Source organism: Capnocytophaga sp. oral taxon 902 (genome assembly GCF_013394735.1).
In the GTDB taxonomy this organism is placed as follows: domain Bacteria; phylum Bacteroidota; class Bacteroidia; order Flavobacteriales; family Flavobacteriaceae; genus Capnocytophaga; species Capnocytophaga ochracea.
Genome location: NZ_CP058261.1, coordinates 969,173 through 981,731 on the forward strand (window position 1 = coordinate 969,173; position 12,559 = coordinate 981,731).

Here is a 12,559-nt window from a genome sequence, read left to right on the forward strand (position 1 = left end):
TTGCATTCGAAAGTAATCTCTATATAAATCAGATAATTTAAAAAGAAACTAAAATATACATAATGGAAACAGATACCAACATATACTACAAACACCAGCGTACTGAAGAAGTACAAGATATTATAGACAGGATGCCCCATAAATTTGGTAGATATACCTCCTATATCATCATCTTTATAGTTGTCGCATTCTTTTTCTTTGGTTTCATAGTGAAATATCCAGATATTATTGTAGGAAAAATTACCATTAATAGTACAGCCAAAGAAATAAAGTTAGTTGCCAATAGCTCTGGAAAAATACACTTATTTTCTGATAAATTCCTGTCAGACGTAAAGGAAAATGAGCCTATTGCTTATATCCAAAACACGGTTTCTTACGATACAATCATAAAGATAAAAAACAGTTTGTCAGATTTTTTAACCTCTCCTCAATATACTGATGTTTTGAAGAAGCTACCTAATAAAATTACCTTAGGAGAACTTACCGTCTCATACTATGACTTTTTATCCAATGTAGAGCAATTATATCTCTATGAAACTGAAAAACTTTATGATGTACAGATAAATAATCTACAGCATATCTATCAAAAACAACTACGAGAGTTACATATTTTTCAAGAACGATTAGCAATTGATGAAAACTACTATATCTTTGCTAAAAAAATACACCGCAGAGACTCCTTATTATTTTCTTCTCAAACAGTTGCTGAAGCCGATATGGACAAATCGAATATGACGCTCTTACAAACCAAAAATAATATAACCTCTGATAAAGAAAATTTTGCCTCTATGGAAAAACAAACTAAGCAAACTACCAATACCATAAAAGAACTTACTACACAAAAAGCAATTAAGTATAATGATTTAAAAACTAATATTATTACCTCCTATAATAAACTTATGGAAGAAATAAATAAATGGGAACATCTATATATTATCAAATCTCCTATAAAAGGTAAAGTACAAACTCTTAACTTTTGGACAGAAAACCAATATGTAACTGCAGGTACAGAAGTTTTTTCGGTAATACCTACGCAAGAAAAGAGTTTAGGACAGATGCTTTTACCTACCCTAGGAGCAGGTAAAGTAAAAGTAGGACAAGAAGTAGTTGTAAAATTAGATGATTTCCCTTATTTAGAATATGGTTCAGTACGAGGAACTGTTATTTCCATCTCAATGAGTAAAAAAGAAGAAAAAACTACACAAGGAGAAATGGAGGTTTATTTAGTACTTGTACAATTTAATGAAGGACTAAAAACTAATTATGGAGAGTATATTAAAACTGATAAAGCAACTTCTGGTACAGCAGAAATCATCACCAAAGACCGCCGTCTTATCCAACGACTCTTTGACAATCTAAAATATGTAATAGAAAAATAAAAGAGTAAACTATATAGCTAATCACTTACCATCGACTTCTTATAATTCCTCCATTTCTCTATACACTGTTGCATATCATTAGGAAGTTCACTATCAAAGCTAAGATACTTGTGAGTAATGGGGTGTTCAAAACCTAAGGTTTTAGCGTGCAAGGCTTGGCGAGGTAATACCGCAAAGCAATTCTCTACAAACTGCTTGTATTTGGCAAAAGTTGTTCCTTTCAGAATCTTGTCGCCCCCATAACGTTCATCGTTGAAAAGGGTATGCCCTATGTGTTTTAAATGCACCCTTATTTGGTGTGTACGCCCTGTTTCTAACTTGCAAGAAATGAGTGTTACATAACCAAAACGCTCTAACACCTTGTAATGGGTTACTGCCTCTTTACCGTGAGAACCATCGGGGAAGACGTCCATTTGCAGGCGGTCTTTTAAGTGTCGCCCAATATGACCACACACCGTTCCTTCGTCTTCTTCTATATTACCCCATACAAGGGCTATATATTCGCGCTGAGTAGTTTTATTAAAAAACTGTTGAGTAAGGTGTAACATCGCCTCTTCGGTTTTAGCCACTACTAAAAGTCCACTAGTATCCTTATCGATACGATGTACCAACCCAGGACGATTGCTACTGTTGTTAGGCAAGTTCTCAAAATGATATACTAATGCATTGATGAGCGTTCCGCTGTAGTTGCCGTGACCAGGGTGTACCACCATACCCGCAGGTTTATTTACCACCAAAAGGCTATCGTCTTCGTATACTATGTTTAAAGGAATATTCTCGGGCACCAATAAATCCTCGTGAGGAGGGTGAGGAAAAAGTACCTTTACTTCGTCATTAGCTTTCACACGATGATTAGACTTTACAGGCTCGCCATTCACAAAAATATTACCCTGCTTGGCTGCTTGTTGCACCTTGTTACGGGTGGCATTCTCTACAAAGTTCATCAAGAATTTATCCACGCGAAAAGGTTCTTGCCCTTTGCCCGCCGTAAAGGAGTAATGCTCGTAAAGAGAAGGAGCTTCCTCTCCGTCTGGTTCCAAATCGTCTAAATCTTCTATCTCGTCTATATCACGCATTACCTTACATTTGCGCCACAAACTTTGCTAAAGTTTCTAATAGCGTGCGTGCTACGCCCCTTACCAAAGTTTAAATTTATAATAGCCTGCATTGCTCATACTTGCCCGTGCGACTCACACTTGCTAGTGTGGCTCACACCGCCCGTCGTGCTACGACTGCCTGTGCGGCTCGCACTAGTCCCCCATCAGTTCTTCAATAGGTATTTCGGTAGGGATAGTATCCCGAGCCTCTAAGCCATTGCCACACACAAGGTCTATACGTGAGGTTTTAATAAGCTTATCGCCAGGTTGTACGGGTTTACCATCGTGTTGCATTTCCAATACCATATCTTTCCCAATATTGTTCACATAAGTAACCCTACCGACGGCAAGCCCTACCGATTGCAAGGTAGCTACTGCATTCCGGCGCGTTACTTGTATCACCTTAGGCACTGTTACTTTATGATAGCCCGACGGATTGATGTTAAGGTATATTTTGCGGTTCTTCTTTACTCTCTCGGTAGCCTCAGGCGTCTGACTGATTACCGATAGAGGAGGGTATTTAGGGTCGTATTCAGTAGAATCCAACACCTCATAACGCAATTGTTGCTTATCTAATATCACCCCTACTTCGGTAAGTGTTTTCTTGCTCAAATTAGGTACTGTAATGTACTCTCCGTGCGCCGTATAGATGCGCAAGAGTTGCAATACACACCAAACTAATATAATACACGCCACTATGGCAAAAGCAAATTGCCAAGCTAGTTTCTTTCCTGAGTTTTTTAAGAATTCTTTAATCTTTTCCATACTTTGCAAGTATTGTTATGGTGCAAAGGTACAAATATTTTTGAAAAGGACAATACAGCCCCCTACAATATCCTCAACCACACCTTCTCCCCTTTCTCTATGGGGGTATCGTTGTAGAAGTACACTTTCCCTTCTACCGAAGTAGCTTCTATAAGGTATTGTGCTCCTTGAAAATAACAGTATTGTACAGTAGCTTCCCAATCAGAGGTTGCTGTAATGGTAATCTGTTGGGGTTTGAAGAGCTTACCGTTATGCCAACTCACTTCACCAAACAAAGAAGCCGTGTAATAATCGGTATTTTGGAAATAAACCGAGAGCGTATTGTTAAAAAACAACAGCTTCCCGTCGCGCATTATAAGGGTTTTATCGGAGTAAGAAAGCGCGTCTTTACCGTCGTGAGTAGCCACTATACAGCTAATGTTTTGCTCTTTCAAATAGGTGAAGAGAGTGCGTTGTAGTTCGTTCTTTCTAAAATTATCCACCTGACTAAAAGGTTCGTCAAGCAATAACAATTGAGGTTCTTGTGCCAATGCCATTGCCAATGCCACACGCTGTTTCTCACCACCGCTGAGGTTTAGTGCTTTTAAGGGCGCAAAACGTTCCATTCCCACCAAGGTGAGCAACTCCATTACGCGCTCTTTTTTATAGGTTAAATCGAGGTTAGAGATAAACTTTCCTACATTTTCAGCTACTGTGTGATAAGGACCTAACCCAAAGTCCTGTGCAAGGTATTTCATCGTTTTAAACCCAGGCACTAACTGCCAAGAAGGACCCTTTACGCGCTCGTTGTGGAAGTGTATAGTACCTTCTTGCACATCAATGAGACCATAAATAGCTTTCAGCAAGGTACTCTTGCCACAACCACTTTCTCCCATCAGCGAAAGGTGCTCACCTTGCGCCAACTCAAAAGAAATGTCTTGCAGTATAGGGTCTTGCCCTTCATAAGCAAAGAATATATTTTTAAGGTTTAGCATTGTTTATTTATATGTAAATATTCGCGCTTTGCAATTTATGCAATTCGTATATTGCTTCCCACACTTCGGCAAAGTTTCCCTGTGCCCTAAGGACTCACACCTCCCCATTTTCCCATTTTCCCATTTTCCCATTTCCTCATTTCCTAATTTCCTAATTTCCTCATTCCCTAATTTCCTAATTTCCTCATTCCCTAATTAATCCGCCTCCACATATCCAGCTGTGAGCCCTCGCTGGCTTTGGCTCGTCCCTTTTACCTTATTATCTTTTACCTCCTATCCGCCCGTGCGGCTTGCACCTTTTACCTTTTACCTTTTATCTTTTATCCGCACTTAGAGCGCACTTTTAAACTGTTCCAAGAAACGCATATCGTTCTCATAGAACATACGTATATCTCCTATTTGGTACAAAAGCATTGCAATGCGTTCAACTCCCATACCGAAGGCAAAACCACTGTATACCTCACTATCAAAACCACAGTTTTTAAGTACGTTAGGGTCAGTCATACCACAACCCATAATTTCCAACCAACCAGTACCTTTGGTAATACGGTAATCCACCTCGTTATTGAGTCCCCAATAGATGTCTACCTCAGCACTTGGCTCGGTAAAAGGGAAGTACGACGGACGCAAACGTATACGCGACTTGCCGAACATCTCCTTAGTAAAGTACAACAAAGTTTGTTTCAGGTCAGCAAACGATACGTTTTTATCTATATATAAGCCTTCTACTTGGTGGAACAAACAGTGTGAACGTGCCGAAATAGCTTCGTTGCGGAATACTCTACCTGGCGAAATCGTCCGTATAGGTGGCTGATGTCCCTCCATATAGCGTATTTGCACCGAACTGGTATGGGTACGTAAGAGAATATCCGGATTAGTTTGTATAAAAAACGTGTCCTGCATATCACGAGCAGGGTGATATTCAGGAAGGTTGAGGGCAGTAAAGTTATGCCAGTCGTCTTCTATCTCAGGTCCGTCCGATACGTTAAAACCTATATTGGCAAAGATATTCACAATTTCGTTTTTAACTATCGAAATAGGGTGGCGCGCCCCGATAGGCGAAGGGGTCGCAGGACGACTCAAATCGCCGTATATACCTTTGTTTTCACTGTGTTCCTCCAAACGCTCACGCCATTCTTGTACTTTGGCTTCTACTTTTTGTTTGAGTTCATTCACTACCTGCCCAAAAGTCTTTTTCTCCTCCTTAGGCACCTCTTTAAAAGCGGTAAAAAAGTCGTTGAGTACCCCCTTTTTACCGAGGTACTGAATGCGGAATTGTTCAAGTTCTTCCTTAGTTTTTGCGCTAAAATCTTCTATCTTAGCAATATGCTCTTTTATTTTATCAATAATCATACAGTAATACGATTTCTCTTTTGTTTTTCCCAAGACGCAAAAGTATAAATAATTTTCCATTTAGCAAATTTACCAATCTACTAATTTTCTAACGCCCATTCCACCATCAAGTGCAATTTTTCAGATTACTTTCTGATAGAATAAATCTTTAGGTTTTTCAAAATCTAATACTTTTCTTGGTCTATTATTAATTTTATATTGATATTCTTTAATTTCTTTATCTGTAATATTTTTAAAATCAGTATTTTTAGGTATGTATTGCCGTACAAGACCATTGGTGTGTTCACTAAGACCTCGCTCCCAAGAACTATAAGGATGAGCAAAGAAAAATTGTAGGTTCAATTTCTTTTCAACTCGCTTAAAATCAGAAAATTCATTACCATTGTCAGCAGTAATTGTCTTTATATAGTTTTTGTAAGGCAAGGTCATATCTATAAGTTCATCTGCTAATGATTTAGCTTTCTTTCCTTCTTTTAACTTTTTCATAAATAACATTTTAGTAGTCATTTCAACCAATGTAAGTATCGCTCCTTTATTTCCTGCTCCTACAATTAAATCTATTTCCCAGTGTCCAAACTCTGTTTTCTGACTTATAACCTCAGGACGTTCTTCAATAGACTTTTTATCTTCTACTTTCTTTTTACAAGTGTACAATGCTCTACTTCTATGCTTAAGCTGATGACGAGTGTGTTTGTATAGTTCGCCTCCGTTTTCTTTGTCTTGGTGAATGAAATTATAGATAGTTGTTTTTCCAACCATTGGTATTCTATTTTTTTTACAATACCCTACAATTTGCTCAACAGACCACTGTTCTTCAGTGATATGCTTAATAACAAAAACTTTCATTTCTTTAGTAAATTTACGTTCTTTCCTAAAACGTTCTTTACGCTCTTCTGAGATTTCTTGAGCTACTTTTGGACTGTATTTTCCTGTCTTTGTTTTGTTTCTTGACAGCTCTCGACTGACGGTAGAGGGATTACACTCTGCATAAAGAGCAATATCTTTTTGTTTGATTCCGCTTGCTTTTAAAGCAGAAATTACCGACCTTTGCACCAAATTTAAATGCTTATATTCTTTCATTGTCATTTACAAAGAAAAGCATTTATTTTGAAAGAGAAAAGACTTTTATAGTTTTTTCTCTTTTTTTATTTTTCAGAGGGTTGCCCCTTAGAGGCAAAACCCTCTGAAAAATAAAAGTTTTACTAAAAATTACTACTTAAAATTGCAATTATTAGTGGAACTTACATAATTTGCTAATTCTCACATCTGCCAATTCCCCCTTTGGAGGGGGCAAGGGGGAGGTTTCTTTCGCTTTTTCCTCGCTACACTTCTCCTTTTCCGTCATACTCCCTCCTAGTGCCTATGACCTAAGGCCTATCACCTATTCCTCTTTCTTTCGCCTCGAAACCCCGTTTTTACCATTTTTAATGCTGTTGTATTATATTATAAGTCAACTACTTATATACCCTTCCTATACCAATCGTCCAAGATTCGTATAAGCTTCCTATAAGCTCTCTATAAGCTAACCCCACCCTTCTAATAGCACTTTCTCACCAAAATTTCTCTCGACCCTCTTCCGTTCTTCTCCGTTATCTTCCGAATAGTCCTAACAACCCCAACACATCGCTTTTTCATCTCAAACTTTGGCAAAGTTTTAAACTTTGCCAAAGTTAATCTCCTTTGGTACAAGCTTGTAGCTCGTACCCCATTTTCTCATTCTCTCATTCCCTAATTCTCTCATTTCCAAATTTCCTCATTTCCTCATTTGCTAATTTCCTAATTATTTTCTACTTTTGCACCCCAAAATCAAATACGTCTCAGATCAGACGTGTCTAACAAGTCTAATCCCTGACACCTAATAATGAAAAAACACTTACTTATACTTTTCCTATCATTTACAACAATGATTTTCGCGCAGAAAATGCCTGCTGTGAAAGATACTATTACTAAAGATACTACTAAAACCAAAACAACTGAAAAACCTGAAAAGACTCCCGAACAAAAGCGCGCCGAAGAGTACGCTAAACTCATCAAAAAAAAGGGTATTGAGCGCAACGGACTCTTTACTATCCGTAAGATTGAGGATAAATGGTATTTTGAAGTCCCCGATTCTCTCCTCAATCGCTATTTGCTATGCGTAACACGCCTCAAAGCTGCTCCTCATAACTTCGGGCTCTATGCAGGCGAAAAAGTGAATGAACAAACCGTCTATTTCGAGCAGAAAGGCGATAAAACACTCCTCTTGCGCTCTTTCCTCAATCTGCAAGAAGCCGGCACCGACGATAATATTTCGGTAGCAGTAGCCAATTCGAGTGCCAACCCTGTGGTAGCATCGTTCACCGTTATCGGGCGCAACCCAAAAACCAAAGCACAACTCATCGACATCACCGATTTCTTCAAGCAAGACAACAGCGTTACCTCTTTTTCATCGAATACAAAAACCCAAATGAAAATAGGCGCTATCGCTACCGATCGTTCTTTTGTAGACGATATACGTCCTTATCCTATCAACGTAGAGGTCAATACTCTCAAAACGTTCAACGCTTCACCCAGTACCATTCCGTCGGCAAACAAGGTGGGGGCGGTTACCTTAGAACTAAATATCTCTATGGTACTCTTGCCCAAAACACCTATGCAAAAACGCCTCTTCGACCCTCGTGTGGGTTTTTTCGCTACCCGATACATCAAGTTCAGCGATCAGCAACAGCGCACCGAAACTGAATATTACATACACCGTTTCCGCTTAGAACCTCGCAAAGAAGACGTCAAAAAATACCTCAGCGGTCAGTTAGTACGCCCCAAAAAGCAAATTGTGTTCTATATCGACCCTGCTACGCCTAAACAATGGCAAAAATACCTCATTTTGGGCGTAAACGATTGGAATGTTGCTTTCGAACAAGCAGGTTTCAAAGAGGCTATTGTCGCAAAACCTTGGCCTAACGACCCTTCAATGAGCTTAGAAGATGCGCGCTTCAACGTAATTCGCTACCTCCCTTCCGAAAAAAGTAACGCCTACGGTCCTAACATCGCCGACCCTCGCAGTGGTGAAATTATAGAATGCCACGTGGGTTGGTATCACAACGTGATGAAACTCCTCAATCAGTGGTATATGATTCAGGCTGGCGCTGTCGATAAACGCGCTCGTACTATGGAGTTCAACGAGGAACTAATGGGCGACCTCGTGCGCTTTGTCTCCTCTCACGAAATAGGGCACTGCTTAGGTTTGCGCCACAATATGGGCGCCAGCAGTCAGACGCCTGTCGAAAAACTCCGCGACAAAAAATGGGTAGAAGCCAATGGGCATACCGCTTCTATTATGGACTATGCGCGTTTTAACTATGTGGCACAGCCCGAAGACAACATCAGTAGCAAAGGACTCTATCCGCGCATAGGCATCTACGACAAATGGGCAATCGAATGGGGATATCGCTATTATGGCAACAAATATAAAGACGAGTATGCTGAACAAGAATCTCTTGCCGAAATGGTTACCCAAAAACTCAAAGCCAATCCGCGATTGTGGTTCGGAGGAGAAGGCAAAGATGAAGACCCTCGTGCGCAAACTGAAGACCTATCGGACAACGTGATGAAAGCCAATACCTACGGATTGAAAAACCTCCGCTATATTGTCCAACACCTCCCCGAATGGACTAAACAGCCTAACGATAAATACGAACATCTCGACGAAATGCAAACCGCTGCCTATATGCAGTATTTCCGCTATTTGAAGCACGTGCTCAAGCACATTGGCAATAGATATGTGGGCATCATCGGTGAGAAAGAAGTCTATAAAGAAGTACCCAAAGAGAAGGTAAAAGAAGCTATAAACTATTTAGATAAAGAACTTTTTGAGGCGCCTTTGTGGTTATATCCTGAGGAAATAGTAGAAAAAACAGGCGCTACCCCCGATAAGAACATCATCAGTATGCAAAACCTTACCCTGAGTGTGCTTTTAGGAGAGCAAACCCTCTACAACCTTTATAACCAATCGCTCACCTCCAAAAATCCTTATCCGCTAAACGAATATCTGCAAGATGTATTCAAAGCGGTATGGAAACCCCTCAACAACCCCGATGCACGCCAGAACACTTATCGCCGTGGGATAGAACGCTTGTACCTCTCTCAAATCGATAGACTCATCAATGCGCCTGCCGACGCTAAAAACAGTAAAGCTGCGAGCATACAGCAAGTATCCGATGTGCGCCTCTTTGCCTTGCAACATTTAGATATGATTGAGGCTTTCGCCAAACAAGCTCTTGCTAAAGAACCTGCTTCATCTATTAACCATCTACACTACCAAGAAATTATAAAGGAAATAGAACGTATTAAAGACCCTAAAAAATAGTGTTAGAACCCGAAGAACTCAAAGACTCAAAACCCGACCTACTGTTTATCCTCATTATGGGACTCCTATCGATGCTCACCCCGCTGGCTATCGATATGTACCTCCCAGCTTTTGTGAAGATTGCTAACGATTTGAACGTATCCGAAGAGATGATATCTCAAACCTTAGCGCTCTTTACCCTTGGTTTTGCTTTTGGGCAACTCTTTTGGGGACCTCTATCCGATAGTTATGGGCGCAAACCTATCATTCTCATCGGGATTATCACCTCAGCATTGGTATCGTTAGTGATTACGCAAATTCACCATATCCATCATTTTTATATACTGCGCTTTGTGCAAGGCTTTTTTGGAGCATCGCCGGCGGTAGTTACGGGTGCCCTCTTACGCGACCTTTTCGCCAAGAACGAGTTCGCCCGCCAAATGTCGATGATTATGATTGTCACGATGATTGCTCCACTTATCGCCCCCGTACTGGGTGGTCACCTCACCGACTGGTTTCATTGGCATATCATCTTCTACGTGCTGATGGTTTTAGGACTCTTAGCGGCGCTCTTAGTGAGTTATAAAATCCCTGAAACGCTTCCTAAGTTCAAGCGTGTTCCTTTGAAAATAGGCAACACCTTACGCATTTACGGCAAGCTCCTCAGCAACAAAAAGGTATTGGGATATATTTTCTGCAATTCGCTTTCCTATTCGGGAATGTTTTGCTTTATTACCACGGGCTCTATCGTGTATACCAAACTCTTTGGGGTAGCCCCTCAGCACTTTGGGTATTTCTTTCTTTTAAACATCATTGTAATGATGACGGCAACCTCACTCAATGGCAAATTCGTCACCAAAATAGGTGTAGAAAAATCCTTGCGGTTGGGGCTAACTATCCAACTCATTGCAGGAGCGTGGCTGGTGATATGCGGTATTTTTCATTTGGGATTATGGGCTACAGTAGCAGGCGTTTCAATGTTTGTAGGTTTAGTATCGGTAGTGTCCAGCAGTGCCAATGCTGCCATTTTGGATATGTACCCCGAAGTAGCGGGTACCGCCAATTCCCTCACAGGAATGTTGCGTTTTGGTATCGGTTCGGTAGTAGGAGCAGTACTCTCGCTTTTTGCCATCACCTCCGAGCGCCCAATGGTATTTGCAATGGCAATATGCATAGGAGTTGGCACTCTCAGCTATGTGCTGTTAGTCGCTCGTCGCACCATTAGCAAATAACTATACCGTTTCTCTGCCTCTCTAAGACTCTCCAAAACAAAAATCTCACCACTGCGCTTGCTTTCATAATAATTCACCATTGACAACTAACAATCTGATAGTTCAATAAACATCATAGCTCAATATTTACTTTATATTTATCATCAATCAGTATAAAATTAGTGTTGTGTTTCTTTGCAAGGGCTAAAAACTGTGCATTATCATCTAAAACACTTTCCATTGTACACCAATCATCATCTAAACGGTTTTCTATGACATTTGCATATTTCTTTATATCCTCAAAGTGGGTTTTAATATAGTTTTCACTCATTACAAGACAATAACATTTAATATCATCGAGATATTTTTTTGTAAAATCTTTTTCCCAGTCAAAAGGAATATATACTCCTTCAATAATAAGATTTTGTTTGTTTTCTATGGCTGTCTTAATCATTTCACGAATAATAGGCCACATATAATCTGTAAGTTCTTTATCATTTTCTAAGGTAAGTTTAGTATAACCACTGCGAATTAATCCCATTTTTAAGTGATCTATTGATAGATATGGGTATTTATATTTTTCTAATAGCTTTTGAGCTAAAAAAGTCTTACCTGTGTGCGAAGCTCCAGTAATTAAAACAATCATTTTTATACCTCGTTTACCTCTGATAAAACCGCACCCAATCAATATACATTCTCACGGGTTTATCAAACGGCTTTACTTCGCCTACCCATTCACCTCCCAGTTGCATATCAATAATCAAAAAGAAAGGCAAATCAAACGGAAATTGCTTTTCACTCTCCTTACCAGGCATACGCGAATAGACAAATGAAGGCAGTCCGTTTACGTAAAACCGTATCACATCTCCTTCAAAATCCACTGCATAAGTGTTGTAGTCATCAGGATTAATCGGAAAAGAAGTAGAGCTTTTTGGTCCTGCTTTCTTTTTATGTGTAAACGGCGAATGCACAGTCTGATACACAAAAGGGTCGTAATTTAAGCGTTCTATAAGGTCTATCTCTCCTCCTTCTTCAGGCCATTTAGTATCTTTGGTAACCAACCATATAGCAGGCCACGCTCCTTGCGTGCCTTCTAACTTACAACGCACTTCTATCTTCCCTTTTTGGAAAAACTTCTTTTCTTTAGTCCAAACACCCGCAGTAAGGTAAGGCGAAGGGTCTTTTTTTAAATTTTTATTAGTTACCCCTAAGAGAATCATCTTCCCGTTCTTTATCTCAAACAAACTCGGGTCATTGCTCATTGTGTTGCAACAGTTGTCTCCCCAACGGTTCATTTTTGTCCACACGCCAGTCGAGAAAATATCATTTCTGTCGAAATTATCTTCCCATACCAATTTCCAAGGTTTCTCATTAACCTCCTCTTTTTTAGAACAACCCCAGCTCATAAGAGCCAACGTAAATAGTAATAATGTAAAAGGTTTCATATTCATACAGT

At 39.8% G+C, this 12,559-nt stretch carries 10 protein-coding genes; 3 read left to right on the forward strand and 7 right to left on the reverse strand.

The features are described 5' to 3' along the window. Positions 1-62: 62 nt before the first annotated feature. Positions 63-1,379, forward strand: coding sequence for an HlyD family efflux transporter periplasmic adaptor subunit (locus HW278_RS04085; protein ID WP_178977006.1), 1,317 nt, complete (start codon positions 63-65; stop codon positions 1,377-1,379). A gap of 17 nt (positions 1,380-1,396) precedes the next feature. On the opposite strand, the gene HW278_RS04090 is transcribed toward HW278_RS04085, so the two are convergent. From HW278_RS04090 to HW278_RS04110, 5 genes are all read right to left on the reverse strand, one after another. Continuing rightward, positions 1,397-2,455 (reverse strand): RluA family pseudouridine synthase, encoded by a 1,059-nt coding sequence (locus tag HW278_RS04090; protein ID WP_178977007.1) that lies wholly within the window; start codon positions 2,453-2,455, stop codon positions 1,397-1,399. A gap of 174 nt (positions 2,456-2,629) precedes the next feature. Then, positions 2,630-3,241, reverse strand: coding sequence for a PASTA domain-containing protein (locus HW278_RS04095; protein WP_009410280.1), 612 nt, complete (start codon positions 3,239-3,241; stop codon positions 2,630-2,632). 62 nt (positions 3,242-3,303) lie between these two features. Beyond that, a complete protein-coding gene (locus tag HW278_RS04100; protein WP_009410279.1) occupies positions 3,304-4,215 on the reverse strand; it encodes an ABC transporter ATP-binding protein in 912 nt (303 codons plus the stop codon). Between the two features lie 330 nt (positions 4,216-4,545). Beyond that, positions 4,546-5,568, reverse strand: a complete 1,023-nt coding sequence (gene pheS, locus HW278_RS04105) for a phenylalanine--tRNA ligase subunit alpha (RefSeq protein ID WP_178977008.1) — start codon at positions 5,566-5,568, stop codon at positions 4,546-4,548. A gap of 120 nt (positions 5,569-5,688) precedes the next feature. Continuing rightward, a complete protein-coding gene (locus HW278_RS04110) occupies positions 5,689-6,648 on the reverse strand; it encodes an IS30 family transposase (RefSeq protein ID WP_255493530.1) in 960 nt (319 codons plus the stop codon). A 781-nt stretch (positions 6,649-7,429) separates the two neighbouring features. Between HW278_RS04110 and HW278_RS04115 the strand changes: the two genes are divergently transcribed. Together HW278_RS04115 and HW278_RS04120 are read left to right on the forward strand one after the other, a co-directional pair. Beyond that, entirely contained in the window at positions 7,430-9,913 is a 2,484-nt protein-coding gene (locus tag HW278_RS04115) for a zinc-dependent metalloprotease (RefSeq protein WP_178977009.1), read from the forward strand. Then, entirely contained in the window at positions 9,913-11,124 is a 1,212-nt protein-coding gene (locus tag HW278_RS04120; RefSeq protein ID WP_178977010.1) for a Bcr/CflA family multidrug efflux MFS transporter, read from the forward strand. Before HW278_RS04115 ends, HW278_RS04120 begins: the two co-directional genes overlap by 1 nt. A 112-nt stretch (positions 11,125-11,236) precedes the next feature. Here HW278_RS04120 and HW278_RS04125 read toward each other — a convergent pair whose 3' ends face one another. Beyond that, positions 11,237-11,749: an AAA family ATPase gene (locus HW278_RS04125; protein ID WP_178977011.1), complete on the reverse strand. Its 513-nt coding sequence runs from the start codon at positions 11,747-11,749 to the stop codon at positions 11,237-11,239. Positions 11,750-11,762: 13 nt separating this feature from the next. Beyond that, positions 11,763-12,554, reverse strand: coding sequence for a glycoside hydrolase family 16 protein (locus HW278_RS04130; protein WP_178977012.1), 792 nt, complete (start codon positions 12,552-12,554; stop codon positions 11,763-11,765). Between the last annotated feature and the right edge of the window lie 5 nt (positions 12,555-12,559).